21 protein-coding genes are annotated in these 22,885 nt (G+C 41.7%); 16 read left to right on the top strand and 5 right to left on the bottom strand.

Features of this window, described 5'->3' with window-relative positions; all coding sequences use genetic code 11:
* Positions 1-15: 15 nt before the first annotated feature.
* Positions 16-1,299 (top strand): threonine synthase, encoded by a 1,284-nt coding sequence (gene thrC, locus AN213_RS05235; RefSeq protein WP_054562666.1) that lies wholly within the window; start codon positions 16-18, stop codon positions 1,297-1,299.
* Positions 1,300-1,355: 56 nt separating this feature from the next.
* Here thrC and AN213_RS20155 read toward each other — a convergent pair whose 3' ends face one another.
* Positions 1,356-1,724 carry a hypothetical protein gene (locus AN213_RS20155; protein WP_130166844.1) on the bottom strand — a complete coding sequence of 123 codons (369 nt, stop codon included), beginning with the start codon at positions 1,722-1,724 and terminating at the stop codon, positions 1,356-1,358.
* Between the two features lie 290 nt (positions 1,725-2,014).
* On the opposite strand from AN213_RS20155, the gene glyA reads away from it, so the two are divergent.
* From glyA to AN213_RS05285, 10 genes are all read left to right on the top strand, one after another.
* Positions 2,015-3,271, top strand: coding sequence for a serine hydroxymethyltransferase (gene glyA / locus AN213_RS05240; RefSeq protein WP_054562665.1), 1,257 nt, complete (start codon positions 2,015-2,017; stop codon positions 3,269-3,271).
* A 108-nt stretch (positions 3,272-3,379) separates the two neighbouring features.
* On the top strand, positions 3,380-3,829 hold the full coding sequence (nrdR, locus tag AN213_RS05245) for a transcriptional regulator NrdR (protein ID WP_054552576.1): 450 nt from the start codon (positions 3,380-3,382) through the stop codon (positions 3,827-3,829).
* A gap of 2 nt (positions 3,830-3,831) precedes the next feature.
* Entirely contained in the window at positions 3,832-4,971 is a 1,140-nt protein-coding gene (ribD, locus tag AN213_RS05250; protein ID WP_055021993.1) for a bifunctional diaminohydroxyphosphoribosylaminopyrimidine deaminase/5-amino-6-(5-phosphoribosylamino)uracil reductase RibD, read from the top strand.
* 4 nt (positions 4,972-4,975) lie between these two features.
* Positions 4,976-5,629 carry a riboflavin synthase gene (locus tag AN213_RS05255; RefSeq protein ID WP_054562663.1) on the top strand — a complete coding sequence of 218 codons (654 nt, stop codon included), beginning with the start codon at positions 4,976-4,978 and terminating at the stop codon, positions 5,627-5,629.
* 42 nt (positions 5,630-5,671) lie between these two features.
* Complete coding sequence (gene ribBA / locus AN213_RS05260) at positions 5,672-6,787, top strand: bifunctional 3,4-dihydroxy-2-butanone-4-phosphate synthase/GTP cyclohydrolase II (protein WP_054562662.1); 1,116 nt, start codon at positions 5,672-5,674, stop codon at positions 6,785-6,787.
* A gap of 105 nt (positions 6,788-6,892) precedes the next feature.
* A complete protein-coding gene (gene ribE / locus AN213_RS05265) occupies positions 6,893-7,357 on the top strand; it encodes a 6,7-dimethyl-8-ribityllumazine synthase (protein ID WP_054562661.1) in 465 nt (154 codons plus the stop codon).
* Between the two features lie 15 nt (positions 7,358-7,372).
* Complete coding sequence (gene nusB / locus AN213_RS05270; RefSeq protein ID WP_054552571.1) at positions 7,373-7,783, top strand: transcription antitermination factor NusB; 411 nt, start codon at positions 7,373-7,375, stop codon at positions 7,781-7,783.
* 44 nt (positions 7,784-7,827) lie between these two features.
* Positions 7,828-8,802, top strand: coding sequence for a thiamine-phosphate kinase (thiL, locus tag AN213_RS05275; protein ID WP_054562660.1), 975 nt, complete (start codon positions 7,828-7,830; stop codon positions 8,800-8,802).
* Positions 8,799-9,284 carry a phosphatidylglycerophosphatase A gene (locus AN213_RS05280; protein ID WP_054562659.1) on the top strand — a complete coding sequence of 162 codons (486 nt, stop codon included), beginning with the start codon at positions 8,799-8,801 and terminating at the stop codon, positions 9,282-9,284. Before thiL ends, AN213_RS05280 begins: the two co-directional genes overlap by 4 nt.
* A 33-nt stretch (positions 9,285-9,317) precedes the next feature.
* A complete protein-coding gene (locus AN213_RS05285; protein ID WP_055197843.1) occupies positions 9,318-12,404 on the top strand; it encodes a ligand-binding sensor domain-containing diguanylate cyclase in 3,087 nt (1,028 codons plus the stop codon).
* Between the two features lie 60 nt (positions 12,405-12,464).
* On the opposite strand, the gene dxs is transcribed toward AN213_RS05285, so the two are convergent.
* From dxs to xseB, 3 genes are all read right to left on the bottom strand, one after another.
* Positions 12,465-14,327 (bottom strand): 1-deoxy-D-xylulose-5-phosphate synthase, encoded by a 1,863-nt coding sequence (dxs, locus tag AN213_RS05290; RefSeq protein WP_055197822.1) that lies wholly within the window; start codon positions 14,325-14,327, stop codon positions 12,465-12,467.
* 89 nt (positions 14,328-14,416) lie between these two features.
* Positions 14,417-15,304 (bottom strand): (2E,6E)-farnesyl diphosphate synthase, encoded by an 888-nt coding sequence (gene ispA, locus AN213_RS05295; RefSeq protein ID WP_055021990.1) that lies wholly within the window; start codon positions 15,302-15,304, stop codon positions 14,417-14,419.
* A 4-nt stretch (positions 15,305-15,308) separates the two neighbouring features.
* Complete coding sequence (gene xseB / locus AN213_RS05300; protein ID WP_054552565.1) at positions 15,309-15,551, bottom strand: exodeoxyribonuclease VII small subunit; 243 nt, start codon at positions 15,549-15,551, stop codon at positions 15,309-15,311.
* 272 nt (positions 15,552-15,823) lie between these two features.
* Here xseB and pomA point away from each other — a divergent pair, with 272 nt between their 5' ends.
* The 4 genes from pomA (at position 15,824) to AN213_RS05320 (ending at position 20,101) form a co-directional block, all read left to right on the top strand.
* A complete protein-coding gene (gene pomA, locus AN213_RS05305) occupies positions 15,824-16,591 on the top strand; it encodes a flagellar motor protein PomA (RefSeq protein ID WP_054552564.1) in 768 nt (255 codons plus the stop codon).
* 3 nt (positions 16,592-16,594) lie between these two features.
* The gene (locus AN213_RS05310; protein WP_054562656.1) at positions 16,595-17,518 is read left to right on the top strand and encodes a flagellar motor protein MotB; all 924 of its coding nucleotides are present in this window, start codon (positions 16,595-16,597) and stop codon (positions 17,516-17,518) included.
* A 129-nt stretch (positions 17,519-17,647) separates the two neighbouring features.
* Positions 17,648-18,124 (top strand): hypothetical protein, encoded by a 477-nt coding sequence (locus AN213_RS05315; RefSeq protein ID WP_055197825.1) that lies wholly within the window; start codon positions 17,648-17,650, stop codon positions 18,122-18,124.
* 66 nt (positions 18,125-18,190) lie between these two features.
* On the top strand, positions 18,191-20,101 hold the full coding sequence (locus AN213_RS05320; RefSeq protein ID WP_055197826.1) for a DNA topoisomerase III: 1,911 nt from the start codon (positions 18,191-18,193) through the stop codon (positions 20,099-20,101).
* A gap of 1 nt (position 20,102) precedes the next feature.
* Here the strand turns inward: AN213_RS05320 and AN213_RS05325 are convergent, their stop codons facing one another.
* Positions 20,103-21,416, bottom strand: coding sequence for a M20 family metallopeptidase (locus tag AN213_RS05325; protein WP_055197828.1), 1,314 nt, complete (start codon positions 21,414-21,416; stop codon positions 20,103-20,105).
* A gap of 83 nt (positions 21,417-21,499) precedes the next feature.
* On the opposite strand from AN213_RS05325, the gene AN213_RS05330 reads away from it, so the two are divergent.
* Complete coding sequence (locus tag AN213_RS05330) at positions 21,500-22,357, top strand: tetratricopeptide repeat protein (RefSeq protein WP_055197830.1); 858 nt, start codon at positions 21,500-21,502, stop codon at positions 22,355-22,357.
* Positions 22,358-22,885 lie beyond the last annotated feature (528 nt).

Consider the following 22,885-nt stretch of genomic DNA (forward strand, 5'->3'; position numbering starts at 1 on the left):
ATTTAAGGAATAAACATGCAATTACATAATTTAAAAGATGAAACACAACAGGTGTCGTTTGTTGAAGCGGTAAAAACGGGGTTAGGACGTAACCAAGGGGTATTCTTCCCAGAAAGCCTTTCGCCAATTCAAGACATTGATGCGTTACTTGATTTAGACTTTGTTAGTCGTAGCAGCAAGATTTTATCGCACCTAATTGGCGATGAACTACCTGCCGATACCGTTGCACAGATGGTACAAAATGCTTTTAACTTTGATGTGAAACTGGTTGAAGTAGAAAAAGATATTTATTGCTTAGAGCTATTTCATGGTCCAACGCTTGCGTTTAAAGACTTTGGTGGCCGTTTTATGGCTGAGTGTCTTGCACAATTTAACCAAGGCGAAAAAGTAACAATTTTAACTGCAACATCGGGCGACACGGGGGCTGCGGTTGCCCATGCATTTTATAATAAGCCAAATATCGATGTCGTGATTTTATACCCGAAAGGTAAAATTTCACTAGCGCAGCAAAAGCTATTTACAACATTAGGCAATAACATTCACTGCTATGCTGTTGATGGTAGCTTTGATGATTGCCAAAGCATGGTAAAGCAAGCTTTCTTAGACGATGAAGTTAAACAAAAGCTAGGTCTAAATTCTGCTAATTCAATCAACATCAGTCGTTTAGTTGCACAGGTTTGCTATTACTTTGAAGCCATTGCTCAATTACCTAAAGAGCAGCGTAGTAAAGCGCATATCTCAGTACCAAGTGGTAACTTTGGTAATGTGTGCGCTGCGATGATCGGTGCTGTGCTTGGTATGCCAGTAGCGAAACTAAGTGCTACAACTAACCAAAACGACACTGTGCCACGTTTCTTACAAAGCAAAGAGTGGGCACCGAACGACACGCTTGAATCGTTATCGAACGCTATGGATGTGAGTAAACCGAATAACTGGCCACGTGTTCAGTTTATGTTGGATAACAAATGGTTTAGCTATGATGATTTTTATTCAAGCTGTGTTGGCGAAGAAGAAACAAAAGAGGTGATGAAAAAAATTCATCAAACGGGTTACATCGCAGAGCCTCATACTGCAATTGCTTATCAAGGCTTGAAAGAAAATCTAGCAGATGGCAGTGCAGGTATCTTTTTAGCGACTGCACACCCAGCAAAATTTAAAGACAGTGTAGAAGAAATTTTAGACATCGAACTACCTATGCCGAAACCACTTGCTGATGCGCTAGCAAATGAGTGTTTGGCTGAAGATATTAACTTTGATTATCAATTGCTTCGAACTGAGCTGTTAAATAAATTAGCATAACCTTGATTATAGAGCGGCTAAGCCGCTCTTTTTTATGCAGTCTTTTAATAAAGCACTCAATGAAGTAACGAATGGCTATGACGGTTTAAAATCCGCATGCTTAGAATGACCCCTGCCGAGATACACAGCAAAATACTGATCACCGAAACGAGTTCATTTTGCGTCCATTGCATCAAGGTGAATGCCGAAATAAAAATGATAAAAGGTTTAAATTCATAGTAATAGCGACGTTTTCTTTGCTTGACTCGCTGGCTTGAATGATCGGTTCTTCTGGCTTCAGAACGCATCCGCCAAATGTTAGCACCTAATAAAAATAAGATTACACCGATTAATGTAGGCACATAATTATTGGCTAATGTGATACAACTGATGCCGAGAAAAAAGTATCCGTAGGGGACTAATTCGTATATTGGTTTAGCTAACATGTACTTATACCATCCTTGATATTGACCAGTCTTATAAGCTTAGTTTGCCCTAATAAAAACGCAATTTAACAGAGCGATTTTTGTTTAAGTAACATTTTAAATATCTATGAAATATTTTAAATTTATAAATTTTTGTTATGTATCAATAAAAAAATATCATTATTAAAACACTGTGAAATAAATTCAATCCCTGTTTAAATATGTTCATCTTTACAAGATAGGCAAAAGTGCGTTTTAAGCGTACAATACAGCCTTTAAAAAACACCATACACGTTGCCTTAGGAGACCCCATGTTAGAACGTAGCATGAATATTTCGGATTTCGATCCAGAGTTATTTGCAGCCATCAATAAAGAGACGGCTCGTCAAGAAGAGCACATCGAACTGATCGCGTCTGAAAACTACTGTAGCCCACGCGTACTTGAAGCGCAGGGTTCTCAGCTTACCAACAAATATGCTGAAGGTTACCCAGGCAAACGTTACTATGGCGGTTGTGAGCATGTTGACGTTGTTGAGCAATTAGCAATTGACCGTGCAAACGAATTATTCGGCACAGATTACGCTAACGTTCAACCACATGCGGGTTCACAAGCAAACGCAGCTGTTTTCCAAGCTCTTCTTCAGCCGCACGATACAGTACTAGGTATGAGCTTAGCTCATGGTGGTCACTTAACTCACGGCTCACACGTTAACTTTTCTGGTAAAACGTACAATGCAATTCAATACGGCCTAAACGACGAAACAGGCGAAATTGATTACGCTCAAGTTGAAGCACTTGCATTAGAGCACAAGCCAAAAATGATCATCGCTGGTTTCTCTGCATACTCAGGCGTTGTTGACTGGGCTAAATTCCGTGAAATCGCTGATAAAGTAGGTGCATACTTATTCGTAGATATGGCTCACGTTGCTGGTCTTATCGCGGCTGGTGTATACCCAAGCCCAATCCCTCACGCACACGTTGTTACAACAACAACTCACAAAACATTAGCAGGTCCTCGTGGCGGTCTAATCGTTTCTGCATGTGGAGATGAAGAGATCTACAAAAAGCTAAACAGCGCTGTTTTCCCTGGCGGTCAAGGTGGTCCTTTATGTCACATCATCGCTGCTAAAGCGGTTGCTTTCAAAGAAGCATTACAACCAGAATTCAAAGCGTACCAAGCGCAAGTTGTTAAGAACGCACAAGCAATGGTTGAAGTACTGCAAGAGCGTGGCTATAAAGTTGTTTCTGGTAAAACAGACAACCACTTATTCCTTCTTGACCTAATCGATAAAGATATCACAGGTAAAGATGCTGACGCTGCACTAGGTAACGCAAACATCACTGTAAACAAAAACTCAGTACCAAACGACCCACGTTCACCGTTTGTAACGTCTGGTCTTCGTATTGGTTCTCCGGCTATTACTCGCCGTGGTTTCAAAGAAGCTGAGTCAAAAGAGCTTGCAGGCTGGATCTGTGACGTACTAGACAACATCAACGATGAGTCTGTACAAGCAGAAGTAAAAGAGAAAGTTAAAGCTATCTGTAAAAAATTACCAGTTTACGCTTAATTACTAGTTAAACCGTAATTAAGATAACAATAGCGTTGTTTTTTGCTATTATAAAGGCCGCTTACTAAGCGGCCTTTTTTTGTTTTTTATAAACGGAAGTTGAACCCTATGCATTGCCCTTTTTGCACCGCAAAAGATACTAAAGTAATTGATTCTCGACTAGTTGGCGGTGGTCACCAAGTGAGACGTCGACGTGAATGTAACGAATGCCATGAGCGCTTTACCACCTTTGAAGGCGCTGAACTTGTGATGCCAAGAGTCATCAAGCAAGATGGTAGCCGCGAACCATTCAATGAAGACAAATTACTGAATGGCTTGCATCGCGCTTTAGAGAAACGCCCAGTGAGCACTGAGCAGGTCGATGAAGTCGTTAACATTATTAAATCTCAACTTCGTGCTACGGGTGAGCGTGAAATCTCTAGCCATTTAATTGGCGAATGCATCATGGAGTCACTAAAGAAACTCGACAAAGTAGCCTATGTGCGCTTTGCATCGGTTTATCGTTCATTTGAAGATATTCGCGAGTTTGGTGAAGAGATCGCTCGTTTAGGTGATTAATCATGTCGTTTACAGAGCTTGATACAGCTTACATGGCGCGTGCCATTGAGCTTGCTAAACAAGGTCGTTTTACTACGACGCCAAACCCGAATGTTGGCTGTGTTTTGGTTAAAGATGGCGAAATAGTCGGTGAAGGGTTTCATCAATTAGCAGGGCAGGGCCATGCTGAAGTGAATGCCTTGGCTGTAGCTGGCGACAACGCGAAAGGCGCCACTGCATATGTGACTTTAGAGCCTTGTAGTCACTATGGGCGCACTCCACCTTGTGCCGAAGGTTTAAAAGCAGCAGGTGTAAGTAAGGTCATTGCTGCTATGGTTGACCCAAACCCTGCGGTGAGTGGTCGCGGCCTACAAATTTTAGCTGACGCCGGTATTAGCGTTGCATCTGGTTTACTTGAACAACAAGCGCGCGATTTAAATAAAGGTTTTTTAAAGCGTATGGAATCTGGATTGCCATATGTGACTTGTAAAATGGCATGTAGTTTAGATGGTAAAACAGCGCTAAATAACGGCCAAAGTAAATGGATAACAGGCCCTAAGGCGCGCCAAGATGTGCAAGCATTTCGTGCGCAAAGCTGTGCTATCCTAACCGGTGCAGACACCGTTATTACTGATAATGCCAAACTTAATGTCCGTGTTGATGAGTTGCCATTTACCATGCCAACCTCGTTGCCTTTGCGCCAACCAACCCGAATCATTATTGACTCACAAAACAGGTTAACGCCTGAACTTGCGTTATTCAGCATCGAGAGCCCGATGATAATTTTTACCACGTCGCTTGATAATCATACCAAGTGGCCTCACTTTGTTAAACACGAAGTGGTGCCAGCAAATAACAATAAAGTTGATTTATCGGCGGTTTTAAAGCGTCTTGCTGAACTACAATTTAATCATATTTGGCTCGAAGCGGGTGCAACCCTTGCAGGGGTGTTCGCAGAGCAAGATTTAATTGACGAATACATTGTTTATATTGCCCCTAAGTTAATAGGTGATATGGGCAAAAGCTTACTAAACTTTGCAGAAGTCACCATGATGAGTGATATCACTGAACTGACCTTTACTGATACAGTGATGATTGGCGATGATATTCGCTTAACAGCGATAAAAGCAAAGCAAGCCACAGACATTGAAAATAAAGAGTAGCACTATGTTTACTGGAATTATTGAAGCAACAGGTAAAATTGTTGAACTAACACAAAAGCAAGGTGATCTAGCTATTCGTATTCAAAGCCCTAATTTGGATATGAAAGACGTCAAGCTCGGTGACAGTATTGCCACCAATGGTGTGTGTTTAACGGTTGTCGCTAAACATAGCGATGGTTTTAGTGCTGACTTATCAAACGAAACAATTAGCTTAACTGGGTTTGCACATTATAAAAAAGGTCAAACAGTTAACCTCGAAAAAGCCATGCAACCGGTTTCTCGCTTAGGTGGGCACTTAGTGTCAGGGCATGTTGATGGTATTGCGACTGTCGAAAGTATTAGTCCCAATGCTCGTGCAACCGAGTACTGGTTAAGCACAGACAATGATTTAATGAAGTACATTCCGTACAAAGGTTCTGTGTGTATTGATGGCATTAGCCTAACCGTCAACGAGGTTGAGCAAAATCGCTTTAAGCTGACGATTGTTCCGCATACTGCAGAGCAAACAACGATTGCAGAATTTCAGGTGGGGACTCAGGTGAACTTAGAAGTTGACCAGATTGCTCGCTATTTAGAGCGCCTAATTAAAGGGGCTGAACAACCTTCCCGTTCAGACATATCAATGAGCTTGTTAGCACAAGCTGGCTTTATTAAATAAGCAAAGATACGTCACTATTAATCATACTCTCATGGGCACATTATGAATTTACACAGCGCGCAAGAAATTATCGATGACATTAAAGCCGGTAAAATGGTTATTTTAATGGACGATGAAGACCGAGAAAATGAAGGCGATTTAATCATCGCAGCAGAGCACATTAGTGCTGATGCTATCAACTTTATGGCAACACATGGCCGTGGTTTAATTTGTTTAACAATGACACAAGAGCGTTGTCAGCAGTTAGAATTACCACTGATGGTGAAAAATAACGGTGCAGCTTTTTCAACTAACTTCACTATGTCGATTGAAGCGGCGAAAGGTGTAACTACAGGTATTTCAGCGGCCGACCGTGCACGTACCGTTCAAGCCGCAATCGCTAAAGGTGCCGTACCGAGCGATATCGTTCAGCCAGGGCATATTTTCCCAATTATGGCGCAGCCTGGTGGCGTGTTAACACGTGCAGGTCATACTGAAGCAGGTTGTGATTTAGCGCGTTTAGCGGGTCTTGAGGCGTCATCTGTGATTGTTGAAATCTTAAACCCAGATGGCACCATGGCGCGTCGCCCTGATCTTGAAGTATTTGCTAAAGAGCATGACTTAAAGATTGGCACCATTGCAGATTTAATCGAATACCGAAACCTAAACGAAACCACCATTGAGCGCGTTGCTAAATGTAAACTGCCAACAGATCACGGTGAGTTTGATTTAGTGACCTACAAAGACACCATTGATGGTCAGCTTCACTATGTTTTACAAAAAGGTGAAGTATCGAAAGACGAACCAACGTTAGTACGTGTTCACTTACAAAGTACCTTTAACGATATTCTATTATCAGATAGAAGTGCTGATCGTAGCTGGGGCTTATCAGATGCGATGGCTTATATCGCTGAGCACAACGGTGTGCTGGTTATCTTGGGTAAACAAGAGTCAACAGAAGACCTAGAAGCAACCGTTAAAGCCTTTGCCGCTGAAGATGCTGGCGAAAATGTGAGTCATCGTAAATTCCAAGGTACATCGCGAACTGTGGGTGTGGGCTCGCAGATTTTGGCTGATTTAGGTATTGAAAAGATGCGCTTAATGAGCCGTCCTAAGAAGTACCATGCGTTATCTGGTTTCCACTTAGAAGTGGTTGACTACGTTGAGCCTCGCTCTTAATTAGGGAAAACAGATTTACTAGGCTACTTTTATATTTTTGTGGTATTATGCGCCGTAATTTTTGCGCAATCGCAACCGCTTAAACTTATTTTTTAGGGTTATTAAATGAAAATTATTGAAGGTAACAAATACGCACCGGGCAAAAAATTTGCCATTGTCATTTCTCGCTTTAATGACTTTATTGGTAGCAGCCTATTAGCAGGTGCTGTTGATGAGCTTAAGCGCACAGGTGGCGTATCTGAAGACGACATTACAGTTGTTTACGTACCAGGTGCCGTTGAATTACCTTTAGCAGCGAAACGCGTTGCAGCAAAGAAAGAACACGATGCAATCATCGCTTTAGGCGTAGTGATCAGAGGTGGTACACCACACTTTGATTTAGTCGCTGGCGAATCAAACAAAGGTCTTGCGCAAGTATCTCTTGAGTATGATATCCCGGTTGCATTTGGCGTATTAACCACTGAAAGCATTGAGCAAGCAATTGAGCGCGCAGGTACCAAGATGGGTAACAAAGGCGGCGAAGCTGCTTTAGGTGCGCTTGAAATGGTTAATGTGTTAGACAAAATTTAAGTTTAAGGAATCTCTGTGAAACCAGCAGCAAGACGTAAAGCACGTATCTTAGCACTTCAAGCCGTATACTCTTGGCAGTTAAGCGGTAACCCAATTGCTGATATTGAACAGCAAATGTTAATTGAAAATGATGTGACTAAGATCGACGTCGAATATTTCAAAGACCTAGCACGCGGTGTTGTTGTTAACTGTAAGCAATTAGATGAAATCGTTGCGCCACATTTAGCACGCCCAGCTGATGAGTTAGACATGGTCGAAAAAGCAATTTTACGTCTGTCTGGCTATGAGTTGAAATTCCGTGAAGACGTACCTTACAAAGTGGCAATCAATGAAGGCATTGAGCTTGCTAAGATGTTTGGTGCTGAAGACAGCCATAAGTTTGTCAACGGTGTACTTGATAAAGCAGTGAAAGAACTGCGTAAGTAAGTAACCCCGTAAAGGAGAGCCGGCTTGGGCCGGCTTTTTTGTGTATGAAGGAATTTGAACTAATCAATCGTTACTTTAAGGGGCGTGGCATTATTCGCCGTGATGTTAACCTAGGTATTGGTGACGATTGTGCCTTAGTAACTGTGCCTGAAAACTGTCAATTGGCGGTAACAACAGACACCTTAGTTGCGGGCGTACACTTTTTTGATGACATCTCTGCACGTGCCCTTGGGCATCGAGCTTTAGCTGTTAACTTAAGTGATCTTGCGGCAATGGGCGCTGAACCTACGTGGATTTCGGTAGGCCTAACTTTGCCTGAAGCAAATATAGAGTGGCTTGAAGAGTTCACTGAAGGCATGCATGAAATTGCAGAGTACTTCAATGTGCAAATCATTGGTGGTGATACCACTCAAGGCCCTTTAACTATTACGATTTGTGCTAAAGGTATCGTGCCTGAAGGCAAAGCACTGCGCCGTAGCGGTGCTAAAGTTGGCGATTGGATTTATGTAACAGGTCCATTAGGTGATGCTGGTGTAGCCATTGAAGCCCGTAAACAAGGCCTCGATATCGCCCCTGAACACTTAAGCTATTTAAATAATCGCTTTGATTATCCGACTCCACGTGTTGCAGCTGGTCAGGTTCTGCGAGGCGCTGCCTCTGCAGCAATTGATATTTCCGATGGCTTATTAGCTGACTTGGGCCATATTTTAGCGCTATCGCAAGTTAGTGCGGTGATCAATGTTGATAAAGTGCCTGTTTCTGATGCATTAAACTCGTCGATTCCACGAGCAGAGCAATTTGACTATATCTTAAATTACGGTGACGACTACGAGCTGCTGTTTACTGTGCCAGAAAGCAATAAAAGCATGGTTGATATGAAGCTACGCCAATATGGTGTTGAAGCAAGTTGTGTAGGTCAAATTAAAAGTGGCGAAGGTGAGATTGAGCTATTACTTGATGGTGAGCAATTTAACTATCAAGGTAAGGGCTTTCAGCACTTTACGAAGGAGCCGGTTTGAGCAGTAACCGATTATTCAATTTAAAACGCCCACACCAATTTTTTGGTTTGGGTTTTGGCTTAGGCCTTGCCCCTAAAGCACCTGGCACCTTTGGTACCTTTGCTGCCTTGCCATTTATTTTTACTACTATGTACTTTCCACTGTGGTTACAGATTGTGTTTGCAATCGTGATCAGTGTATTTGGTATTTGGGCATGTGGTAAAACAGCAGATGACTTAGGGGTACATGATCATCCAGCCATTGTTTGGGATGAAGTTGCTGGTTATTATATCACCATGATTGGTGCTGCACTGAGTTGGCAGTCACTGTTGGTTGGTTTTTTATTGTTCCGCTTTTTTGATATCGCTAAACCAGGCCCTATCCGAATTCTAGATAGACGTTTACACGGTGGCTTGGGCATCATGGCTGATGATATTTTAGCAGGTATATTTTCATTAATTTGTGTTCAAGCCTTGTTTAAAGCAGGCTATTTGCCTTTTTAAACGATGAGTTAAGTGTTACTTGGTGGCAAGTATATGATGCGATTTCTAGTTGTCTGTTTGTTGATGCTTTGCAGCACGTCTGCGTTTGCATCTATTACTGACTATGTCGTCAAACAGTGGAACATCCAAAATGGCTTGCCATCGCAATCTTTAAAAAGCATTGCTCAAGATGAGCAAGGTTATATGTGGCTGGGCACTCAGTTTGGCTTAAGCCGCTTTGATGGTAACACCTTCACTAACTTCAATACGCAAAACAGCGATTTCCTACCAAGTAATGGTATTAATAAGCTATTAGTTGATAGTACTGGGTTACTTTGGGTTGGTACCAAAAATGGCTTGGTAACACTTGATCCTAAAACCATGATGTCGCAAACCTTTAACGTTAAAGGTCCGGTTCGCGATATTCTTGAAGACTCCAAAGGCAGTATATGGATTGCAGCGAATGGCCTTTATTACGTTGCTCGAAATCAAGTCACACTCAATCAAAACTCAGCGTTAATTGTACCGGTATCTAATGCCACTGCTATTACGCAAATTGTGGGTTCAGTGAGCCAAATGGCGTTGTCGCCAGAAGGCATTTGGCTGGTCAATGAGCGTCACTTATTGCGTTTAACCAATACCTCTTCTGACTTTGCAAAGTTACGATTAGAGCTGACTGCCAAAGTTTCATTACCTGAGCGTTTAGCACAAACCATTATTCATGATATGGCTTGGCTAGAAGGGAATTTATACCTTGCTTCAGAGCTGGGTGCTTACTTTCTTGATTTAGATGACGAGCTGCGCCCATTCCCACTGCCAAATGCCAGTAACTCTGCCGTTTATAAGTTTATGAGCGACTCAGATGGAGCGCTTTGGATTTCGACCTATGGCCGACTGTTATTTCGTGATAATTCAGGAGATTGGCAATGGGTTGAGCCAAGCCAGCTCGATCAAAGCATTTGGTTTGCCGATATTTTCCGTGACAATCAAAATAACATTTGGCTGGCAAGCTTCAGTGAAGGCTTATGGCTTGCTCACGAAGGACGTATTGAACGTCACTCAGCTATCTCAAATATGACCGAAGCGGTGATGGCGATTAGCCAAGCACCTGATGGCAAATTATGGGTGGCTAACCGCAGCGGTGTTGGCTACTTCGATTACAACAAGAATTTTGTAAATCAAATTCCGAGTAATCAGTTTGGTCGAGCAGCAGTGCACGACTTACAGTTTGACGGTGATCGTTTGTACATCGCAACAGGCCGTGGTGTGTTTTATTACGAAAACCAAAACTTGTATACGGTGCCGGGGCGAGCACTGCGCGATAACCCTGTATTCGCAATTAGTCGTTCTAGCAAAGGCGGTTTTTGGCTCGGTACTGGCCGTGGTATGTACCGCTTAAGCTACGGTGGTTTAACACCCTTTGCATACAATGCATTCTTAAGCAGTAAATTTATTACCTATGTTCTGGATGAGCAAAACTTTGGCTTAATTGGCACCAGTAAAGGGGCTTATTACTTTACCGACCGCGGGATTGAAAAAATTGGCGATCAAACCAGCTTAGAAAGTGCCTACGTTACCAGTATTTTGAATATTGAAGGGGTAGGGATATTAATTGGCTCACTTAACGATGGTTTATTTTATCGCAGTACCAAAGGTCAGTGGCGTCAGTTAGATGCGACAGACGGTCTGCCGTATGGCTCTATTTTTAGTCTTGTTTACGATAAGCAATTAAAACGTATCTGGGTTAGTACCATGAAGGGTGTATACCGCATGCCAGTAGAGCAGTTTGGTACTGATATCGAGAGCTTAAAAGTAGAACAAGTGATCTCATCGTTCGACCGTCAACTTGATGGTAAAGCAAGTCAGTGTTGTGCTGGTCTGGGTCATGACGCTGTAGCAGATACCGGTAACTCTATTTGGTACCCAAGCCTACAAGGTGTGGTAGAAATACCAAAGAGCGTTGAGCTTTTTGGTGTTCAAGCTCTTAAGCCTCGAATTGAAAGCTTGATCACGCCGCTTCGTCATTTAAGTACCGCAACTTTAGGTAATAAACCAGAGCTGCAAATTGATGAACGCGATGTAACGTTAAAATACACTGCGATTGATTATTATGCTCCTTCAAGTATTGAGTTCCGTTACCGTTTAAGTGGCTTAGACAGTGACTGGCGTTATGCCAATACTCGTCGTGAGGCAATCTATACCAACTTACCGCCGGGTTCGTTTTTATTCCAACTTGAAGCAAAACGCCGTGGTGAAGATTGGCAAAAAGCACGTCGTACTGAGTACAGCTTTGTAGTGCCGCGCCGTTTTGATGAGACTATTTATTTTAGACTCTTGATCACTAGTAGCTTTATTTTACTGTTCTACCTTGTATTTTGGGTATTTAGAGCGCAAGAGAAACGTAAGCAATTAGCCCTTGAAAGCTTAGTAACAGAACGTACCGTAGAGCTTCGAGAAGCTAACGATAAACTTAACCAAGTGAACTCACAGCTTAAGTTAGTTAGTCACTCAGATGAGCTTACAGGCCTACGTAGCCGCCGCTTCTTGTTTGATCAGCTCCCTAAAGATATCGAACACTTCCAGCGTAACTCGCAATCATTGCAAGCGCAGGGTAAGTCGCTCGTGCTATTGATAATTAACTTTGATAACTTCAGTCGCATTAATGATGCATATGGCCCGCTTGCCGGCGATAGCTGCTTACAGCAAATGGCGACTTTATTGAATAGTCGTACTCAAGGTTCTGACTATGTTGCACGCTGGAGTGGCGATGAGTTTTTACTCTTACTACGTGATTTCAAACGCACAGCAATAGACAATTATGTGGCCGATTTATGTGAAGCAATTGCAGCAAACCCATTTAGATTACCGAATGGAGAATCGACCACGATTACTGCGTCGGTTGGCTGGTCTTTCTATCCTTTACCTTTATTAGGTGGCCAAGTTATTGGTTGGGAAACCTCAGTTAACCTTGCTGATATTGCATTGCATCAAGTTAAAAAGCGCGGTGGTGATGGTGTAGCAAACATTACCTTTGACGAGCAATTAGATGCCTTTGAATTCGAGCAGAGCCACAATGTTGATCAGCAGCTTAGTGCACTTCAAGCTAATGGCTTAGCCGATATTAAAATTTGGATGCGTTAGCGTTTCTATTGGTATTAAAAAAGGAGCCTTAAGGCTCCTTTTTTGTGAATGCTGTTTGGCTTAAGCCATGAACTCTTTGATGCTAGTTAAGATACCACTTGCATCTAGGCCCATTTCGGCGTGCATTTCATCTTGCGTACCATGCTTAATGAACTCATCTGGAATACCTAAATTTAAGATAGTCACATCCGCTTTGATTGCAGCTAAGTATTCATTCACAGCAGAACCAGCACCGCCTGCAATAGCGTTATCTTCTAGAGTAACAATTACATCATGGTTGCCAAGTAATTCACTGATAGCGTCAGTATCAAGAGGCTTAATAAAGCGCATATCAATCACTGTTGCGTTAAGCTCTTCTGCAGCTACCTTGGCGTTCTCTAGCAGCGTACCAAACGACAATATGGCCACTTTATTACCTTGTTTGATATTACGCGCTTTACCAATTTCAATTGCACTCATGGTTGATTCAACCTCACAATTACCGGCACTACCACGTGGGTAACGAACAGCAACAGGTTGATTGCATTGGTAGCCAGTGTAAAGCATTTGGCGGCACTCGTTAGTGTCGCTAGGCGCCATGATAATCATGTTAGGAATACAGCGCATAAAGCTTAAGTCATAGGCGCCTTGGTGAGTTTCACCATCAGCACCAACAATACCGGCACGGTCAATAGCAAATAGAACAGGTAAGTTTTGTAATGCTACATCGTGGATAAGTTGGTCGTACGCACGTTGTAAAAAGCTTGAATAAATAGCAACAACAGGCTTCAACCCTTCACAAGCAAGACCAGCTGCAAGCGTTACAGCATGTTGCTCAGCAATTGCTACATCAAAGTATTGCGCTGGGTACTCTTTAGAAAAACGTACCATGCCTGAGCCTTCACGCATGGCAGGGGTAATTGCCATTAGCTTGTCGTCTTGAGCTGCCATATCGCATAACCAGTCACCGAACACATTTGAGAATGTGGCAGCGCCCGGTTTAGATTTTGGTAATTTCGACATGCTCGGATCAAATTTTGGTACGCCGTGGTAGCCAATTGGATCTGCTTCAGCAGGCTTATAACCTTTACCTTTTTGCGTTTTAATATGTAGTAATTGCGGACCTTTAAGGTTGCGCATATTACGTAAGGTATCAACCATCATATTAACATCGTGGCCATCAATTGGGCCGATGTAGTTTAGGCCTAACTCTTCAAAGAAAGTGCCCGGAATGACCATACCTTTTAAGTGTTCTTCCATGCGGCTAGCAAGTTCTTTCACTGGCGGTAAACCAGAAAGAAGCTTTTTACTGCCTTCACGAATATTGGTGTAGAAGCTGCCAGATAAAATACGGGCAAAGTGATTGTTTAGTGCACCTACGTTTTCTGAAATCGACATTTCATTATCGTTTAAGATAATTAACACGTTAGGGTTAACATCACCCATGTGGTTCATCGCTTCAAATGCCATACCAGCAGTGATCGCACCATCGCCAATAACAGCAACTGTTTTACGATCTTTACCTTCTTTTTCGGCAGCAATGGCCATGCCTAAGGCTGCTGAAATAGAGGTGCTCGAATGGCCAACACTAAATGTATCGTAAGGGCTTTCTTCACGGAATGGGAAAGGGTGCAAACCGTCTTTTTGACGGATAGTATGCATTTGGTCACGACGACCCGTTAAGATTTTGTGCGGATATGCTTGATGACCCACATCCCATACTAAACGATCTTCAGGAGTGTTATAAACATAATGCAGCGCAACGGTTAGTTCAACAGTGCCTAAACCTGATGCTAGATGACCACTACTTTGCGAAACTGAATTAAGTAGGTATTCGCGTAACTCTTTACTAAACGCAGGTAACTTGTCTTGCGCTAAATCACGCAGCTGTGCTGGTTCGTCAACCAAACTTAATAATGGATACTTGCTACTATCAAGTGTCATGATTTTTTATACATCCTTCGCTAACCAGAGTGCATTATAGCCCATTGCTGCTCTGATTTTTTAGTTATTTTGTCTTTCTTTTTTAGGCATTAATAATTACGTTCAACGATATAGCTAGCAAGGCTCGCCAGTTCGCTGGTGTCGTAATCAATTGCCTCAAGAGCTTGATGAGCTTGAGCTAGTAAATCTTGTGCTTTTTGCTTTGCACCAGCCATACCTAATAAAGCAGGGTAAGTTGCTTTATTAGCCGCAATATCTGAGCCTTGTGGCTTACCTAATGTTTCAGTATCAGCTTCTACATCAAGGATATCGTCTTGTACCTGAAAAGCTAGCCCTATTGCTTGGCCAAATAGGTTTAATTGCGCGAGAGTATGTTCATCACAGCTTTTTGCACTCAATGCACCGAGTGTAATAGCACAATTAAGCAAGGCGCCCGTTTTTAGCTGATGAATGCGCTCTAACTGCGCAACGGTAATTTCTTTATCGGTCGCTTCAATATCCAGCGCTTGCCCACCTACCATACCTTCAATACCTGAGGCTTTGCTTAATGAGGCAATCATTTTTACTTGCTGGCTCGCAGGAACGGCAAATTGATGGTTGGCAATTAAATCAAATGCCAGCGTTTGTAATGCATCGCCCGCGAGTATGGCTTGCGCTTCGCCATAAACAATATGACAGGTAGGGCGGCCACGTCTTAAGTCATCATCATCCATGGCAGGTAAGTCATCATGGACTAAAGAGTAGCTATGAATACACTCAATAGCGGCAGCAAGAATATCAAGATCGGTCTTGTCTGCGCCCATCATTCGACCCGTTGCGTATACAAGGTATGGACGTAAGCGCTTACCACCATTTAAAACACCGTAATGGGTGGCTTCTTTGATGGTTTTTTCGGTATTAAGTGGTAGTTCGAAATAGCGATTTAAATGTGCTTCAACGTCTTCACGAGCGCGTTGTAGTTGTTCTTTTAATTGCACTTAATTAGTCCAAGTTTGAATCAAAATTGCTAAGAGGAGCTTGGCTATCGTTACCCATTAAAATGGCAACCTTTTGTTCGGCTTGCTGTAACTTACCAGACGAAGCATTCGCCAGTGCAATGCCGCGTTCAAATTGTTTTAGCGATTGTTCTAGTGACAATTCACCTTGCTCCATTTGCGCAACAATTTGAGATAATTCATCCAGCGCTTCTTCAAAGCTTAAGTTTTCTGGTTTCTTTGTTGCCATTGTGGCCTCGATAGCTGTTAGAAAGTGAGGCCAATTTTAGGGGGAATGCTAAACTAGGTCAAAGAATGATGTGTTTTTTTACGCATAATCCATTTTCAATATGCTATTTTTACGGTTTTAGATACAGCTTAAACTTGTAGCTTAAAAATCTTACATTAAAATAAAATTAATTCATTTAATGATTTAAGTATTTCAACTGCTTGCCGATAAGCAGTTAATAATAAAAATTTGATACCTGAGGGTGTCGTGTAATTGTTCCTCTGGAGGGGTATGTGGATTTAGCAACCATAATAGGTATTCTTGGTGCCATAGGCTTAATTGCTATGTCGATGGTGTTAAGTAGTGACGGCCAAGTTGCAATGTTTTACAACACGCCTTCGGTGGTCATTGTATTTGGTGGTTCGATTTTTATCGTATTATCGAATTTCACTATGGGGCAATTTTTGGGCATAGGTAAAGTCGCTGCAAAAGCCTTTATGTTCAAAATCGAATCTCCAGAAGAATTAATTGAAAAAGCAGTAGAATTAGCTGATTCAGCACGTAAAGGTGGTTTCTTAGCATTAGAAGAAGCCGAAATCCCCAACGGTTTTATGCGCAAAGGGGTCGATATGTTAGTGGATGGTCATGATGCTGATGTTGTTCGTGCCACCCTACAAAAAGATATTTCTCTTACAGCTAACCGTCATGAACTAGGGGCTGGGTTATTTAAATCACTTGCCGATATTGCCCCTGCGATGGGTATGATCGGTACGCTAATCGGTTTGGTTGCTATGTTATCAAACATGGATGACCCAAAAGCAATCGGCCCTGCAATGGCGGTTGCACTTTTAACTACTCTCTATGGTGCGTTCTTAGCAAACGTTGTTGCTATTCCAATTCAGGTAAAACTAGAGCTACGTAAAGACGAGGAAGCGCTTAATCAACGTTTAATTCTCGACGCGGTACTAGGTATTCAAGATGGTCAAAACCCGAAAGTAATTGAAGGTATCTTGAAAAACTACTTAGCTGAATCAAAACGTAAAGTTGATACCGAGGAGTAGGGCATGTCAGATCAAGAGTGCAAATGTCCACCACCGGGTTTACCCGCCTGGATGGGAACCTTCGCAGATTTAATGTCATTATTAATGTGCTTCTTTGTACTCTTGCTTGCTTTCTCAGAAATGGACGTACTGAAGTTTAAGCAAATTGCCGGCTCCATGAAGTTTGCTTTCGGTGTACAAAATAAAATTGAAGTAAAAGATATTCCAAAGGGAACCTCGGTCATTGCCATGGAGTTCACTCCGGGTAAACCTGAACCCACACCTATTGAAACGATTCAACAACAAACCGTAGAAATGACGCAACAAATGCTTGAGTTTCAGGCTGGCGACGAAAGCTCTGCCGGTGGTCGACAAGAACAGCGCGGTAATAAACGAGGTGGTGAATCGCAAAGTACGGCTCAGCAACAAGCTTTAGAACAGTCAATTTCAGCAGCTGATCAAGAACAAACAAATGAACTTGTGAAGAAAATTGCTCAGCAACTAGAACAGCAAATTATGGATGGTGCGATTGAGCTCGAGTCATTAGGCCAGCAAATTATTATTCGTATCCGTGAGAATGGCTCATTCCCATCAGGTAGTGCTTTTTTACAGCCAAAATTTAAACCTATTATTCGTGATATTGCTACGCTGTTAAAAGATGTGCCGGGTGAAATAACCGTGTCAGGTCACACTGATGACTTCCAAGTATCGAATGAACTTTATACTAATAATTGGGATTTATCATCAAAACGTGCGGTGGCAGTTGCCAGTGAAATGGAAAAAGCGCCCGGTTTTGATAAATCTCGTATGATGGTGGTAGGTCACGCAGAAACAAGGCCTCTTGTACCGAATGTGACCGATGAAGATCGCAAGCGTAATCGCCGTGTTGAAATCTCTATTATGCAAGGTAAAGCACACGAGTCTGACCCTATTGATGTAAGGCAATAAATCAATTAAAGTGAAACTTCATTAACACATGTAATGGAGTATAAAAATGAAAAAAGTTGATAAATATAGCTATATGCCAGGCAATGGTGATGGCGGTGATGATGATAAAACTGATTAAGGCACTGCATTTTGCCTGATTGGTTTGTAGAAGTTAGAGTTATATTAAGCAATAGCTGGGTGTTCATTTTGAGCCCGGCTATTATTATTTTTTACCTTCGTAAAGATTGGCCCGCTTTCTATTTCTCTATCATTACTGCTGCTTTTTTCCTTTATGGAACTCTTATTTATTCTGCTTTAAGAGAGTTTGATGATATCTATATCTGGCGCTATGTAGTCTGGGCTTTTAATGATATTGCTTGGATGGCAATCATTGCTTACTTGGGTATTAAAGATAAAGTCTACTTATGGCAAAGTGTTTTAGGGCAGTTGGTTGTGATAATGGCGCCCATTCTACAGTTGTTCCGTTTAGTTGACCGCCACCTTTGGGATTTGTCTTACAGCACCTACATGTACAAGACCCTGCTACCGCTAATCAATATTGGTACTGTGGTCGTATGTTACCTACCGCTTATCTACCTCTTTACTCGACGAAGCCAGCAAGCATAAGGCGTTTCTTCGTTAAAAATCCTGTGCTAGACTACTGTTTATAAAAACAGTATTTAGTGTTGCGTTATGAAACTTTACATTGCCGAAAAACCATCCTTGGCGCGAGCCATTGCAGATGCACTGCCAAAACCACAAAAAAAGCATGATGGCTATATAGAGCTAGGTAATGGTGATTGTGTCTCATGGTGTATTGGTCATTTGCTTGAACAAGCAGAACCCGATGACTACGATGCAAGTTTTAAAAAGTGGCGGTTTGAGCATTTACCTATCGTGCCTGAACAGTGGCAATTAAAGCCTAAATCAAAAACACGTAAACAACTCACTGTATTAAAAAAGCTAATCAAGCAGGCAAATATAATTGTTCATGCCGGCGACCCTGATAGGGAAGGCCAGCTATTGGTTGATGAAGTGATCGAACAGGTTAAAATTAGCCAAGTTAAAAAACAGCAAATTCAACGACTCTTGATCAGCGACTTAAACTTAAGTGCAGTTAAAAAAGCGCTGAATAATTTAAAATCGAATCGCGATTTTATTCCATTGAGTGTATCTGCTTTAGCTCGCTCACGTGCCGATTGGCTATTTGGCATGAATTTAACTCGCGCTTATACGCTTGCTGGGCAAAAAGCTGGGTTTGGTAATGTGTTATCTGTTGGGCGTGTTCAAACTCCTATTTTAGGTCTAGTTGTAAATCGTGATAATGAAATAGCTAACTTTGTAGCGAAACCTTTTTATGAAGTATTAGCTCACCTTGAAACTCAGCAGCAGCAAGTATTTTCTGCAAAGTGGCAGCCAAGTAAAGCATGTGAACCTTATCAAGATGAAGAAGGGCGGGTATTACATAGAGGGCTTGCTGAAAATGTTGTGTCACGCATAACTAATCAGCCAGCGAAAGTAGTTGAGCTTGAACAAAAGCAAAAAAAGCAACAAGCGCCACTGCCTTATAACTTGTCGGCTTTACAAATTGATGCGGCAAAGGCTTTTTCAATGCCAGCACAAAAGGTGCTAGATACCTGTCAAAGCTTGTATGAGCGTCATAAGTTAATTACGTACCCTCGTTCAGATAACCGCTATTTACCAAAAGAGCATCATAAAGATGCAGCGAGTATTATTGCCGCCATCACTAATAATGAAGGTCAAGTAAGTGAAGCTTGCAAGCAAGCTGATACCAATAAGCGGAGTAAATGTTTTAATGACAGCAAGGTTGCAGCTCACCACGCTATTGTTCCTACCGAAAAACAGCTTCGCTCAGCATCATTAAATAGTGATGAACAAAAAATCTATCGGTTGATCTGCCGTCATTATTTAATTCAGTTTTATCCAGACTATATATTTAACGAAACTAAAGTAACGGTTGAAATTGCGGGTGGGCTTTTTAAAGCTGCTGCTAAGCAAGATGTTAGCTTAGGCTTTAAAACATTAATGGGCAAAACAGAGTTAAAAGATGAGCAAACCTTACCGCCACTTGAAAAAGGCCAGCCGCTACATTGCAATCAAGGTGAAGTGGTAGACAAAATGACGACACCGCCGACGCATTTTACTGATGCTACCTTATTGAGTGCTATGACAGGCATCAGCCGCTATGTGAAAGACCCAGAAATTAAAAAGATCCTCAAAGAAACCGACGGCTTAGGCACTGAGGCTACACGGGCTGGTATTCTTGAGCTTTTATTTAAACGCCGCTTTTTAGAGCGTCAGGGTAAAAACATTCTAGCTACCGCAACAGGCAAAGCTCTCATAAGTACATTACCAGAGCAGCTTGCTAGCCCTGACTTAACAGCTAAGTGGGAAGCATCGTTAGGGAATATAGCTGAACAACATATGAGTTATCAGCAATTTTTAACGCCATTGTTGGCAGAGTTACATGCTTTAGTTGAGCAAGCCAAGCAGTGCGACAGCCAAGTCTTTACTCAGTTACCAAAAACGCCGCAAAAGCGACGTTTTAAAAGAAAAACTAAGCCTAGAGCTAAGTCAGCCTAAACTATTTTTTGTTGAATAGGGCAACCGCAGCATTACTCATCGCTGTAATCCCTGTAGGAAGAGCCTTCTTGTAATCAGGTGCAAACTTGCTTGAGTGTAAAGAAGGTAATGTTGCGCCAGATTGCATTGCTGCATCATATTGACTCGGTTCAACACCGCCTAACCAAAACAAAGTAATTGGCACGTGCTGCTCTGTACGACCGTATAGACCAAAGTCTTCGCCAGCCATTACTGCTTCAGTTTCAAGTACATTGTCTTCACCAATAGCATTAGCAATTGCTGAACGCACTACATTGGTTTGTGCAGGGTTATTGTAAGTCGAAGGAATTGACTCATCTTCATGTACATATACTTCAGGTGCTAAGCTTTCATCAAGGCCAGCACTTAATGCGATACCTTTAGAAATTCGTTTAATCGCCGCGATTTGTTGCAAACGTACTTCAGGGTTATAACTGCGAAGTGTGAGCTGTAGTTTTACTTCATCAGAAATGACATTGTGTTTAGAGCCACCATGAATTGAGCCAACAGTGACCACTGACGGTTCAAGTGGTGACAATTCGCGACTAGTAATAGTTTGCAGTGCCAATACAATACGTGAAGCAATCACAACAGGGTCTATTGTTGTATGTGGATAGGCACCGTGACCGCCTTTACCCTTTACAGTAATATCAACAGAGTCAACACTTGCCATCGTATACTCAGTTTTCATGCTAACTTTACCAGCAGGAATACTCGCACTTACATGTAAACCAATAACATGGTCTGGAGTAGGGTACTTAGTAAAAAGCCCTTCTTTAAGCATTGCTTTTGCACCACCGCCTACTTCCTCTGCAGGTTGTGCGACCATCATTAACGTACCTTGCCATTGATCTTTATGTGTCATTAACTGTTGTGCTGTGCCAATAAATGAACTCATGTGAATATCATGACCACAACCATGCATTACGCCAACTGTTGCACCGGCATCATTTGTTACAGTCACTTTAGAGGCGTAAGGTTTTCCTGTTTGCTCAACAATTGGTAATCCATCAGTATCTGTGCGGATCATTACTGTAGGGCCATCACCGTTTTTATAAATACCAACAACGCCATAACCACCTACATTATCAGTAACAGTAAAGCCCAGCTGTTTTAATTGCTTTGCTAGCTTTTGACCTGTTTGTTTTTCGTGGTAAGACAGCTCGGGAGATTGATGTAAATCTAAATAAAGCTTTTCAATCTCAGGCATAGTTTTTTTGAGATTTAAATCGAGCGTTGTTGCTTGTGCGAATGGACTAAGAAGTAATAAAGCTGCAGAAATAGCAGATAATTTCATAATGACCTCGACCCGTGGGGCTTGTAATTGTTATGTTTGCCACTATATAAAAACCTAAATACTTATATAGTGCAATCGATCAAATGAATAATATGATAAAACTTACCCAGCAAAATTTGCAGCAAGCACTGGGTGAAACGTCCGCTGAAAAACTAGTGCTACTTACTTTTTACTCTGCGCAAAACCCAGAGTGTCATCAGCAAGCTGCAATTTTAGAGAAAATAGCAAATGAGTATGGTGAGCATTTATCAGTAGCAACATTAGATTGTGATGTTGAGCAAGCTCTTGCAGGGCAACTTGCGCAGCAAATTGGTTTACAAGCATTACCTACGCTTGTGATGTTAAAAGAATCAGCGCCTGTAGATATGTTACCGGGTGCTCAAACAGAGCAGCAAATTCGCGATGCGCTAGCCAAACATTTACCAGCTCAACACGAGTTATTACTAGAGCAAGCTAAGCAAGCGTTAATCAATCAAGATTTAAATAATGCTTTTAACTATGCAAAGCAGGCTTATGAGCTTGATCCAAACCATACACGGGTAAAGTTAGTTTTAGCTGATATCTGTATTCAAATTCATAAATTAGAAGATGCACAAGCATTATTAGATTCGGTTGCAGAAAATGAACGTGATGCATATTTCACAAATATCCAAGCAAAATGTGAACAAGCATTAGCAGCAACAGATTCACCAGAGATAAAAGCACTGCAGGATAAAGTTGAAAAATACCCAAATGATTTAGAGATAAAAGTAGAACTAAGTAATGCTCTTAATAGCGCGGGTCGTAAAGAAGAAGCTTTAGAGATGCTATTTAATGTACTTAAAAAAGATCTTAACTACGCAGATGCAAAACCAACCTATCTAGAAATTATCGCTTCTTTACCTGATGGAGATGCCTTGGCATCTAAGTATCGTCGTAAGTTATATAGTATCTTGTACTAATTCAGAGTTGATTGATAAAAGCGCCACTAAGATTGTGGCGCTTTTTTTTATTTAAAAACTTGCGTATTACCTAATTTCGATAATACTTAAGATCCTCTCGAGAAAAGTTGGCTGTATTTTGTACAGTAAACTGTGTTTTTTACTGCCTTTAGCTTGTTTTTTGCGCGAAAGGTAAGTTTTTAGTAGTTTTCTACAAAAAGTGCTTGCGTTAATTCTTCGCATCCCTATAATGCGCATCCACTGACACGGCGGGCAGCAATGAAAAGCGCTGAACAAAGTGACACAGAGTTAAGTAAAACTTCGGTTTAAAACGGTCTAAAAAGAAAGTTTAAAATTAAGTGTTGACTCGAAAAATTAAGGATGTATTATACGCATCCCTAGCGACNTTTAAAACGGTCTAAAAAGAAAGTTTGAAATTAAGTGTTGACTCGAAAAATTAAGGATGTATTATACGCATCCCTAGCGACAACGTCGCAACGTTCTTTAACAATATAAAGCAATCATCTGTGTGGGCACTCGTACAGATTG

Source organism: Pseudoalteromonas sp. P1-8, from assembly GCF_001399985.1.
Classification (GTDB): Bacteria; Pseudomonadota; Gammaproteobacteria; order Enterobacterales; family Alteromonadaceae; genus Pseudoalteromonas.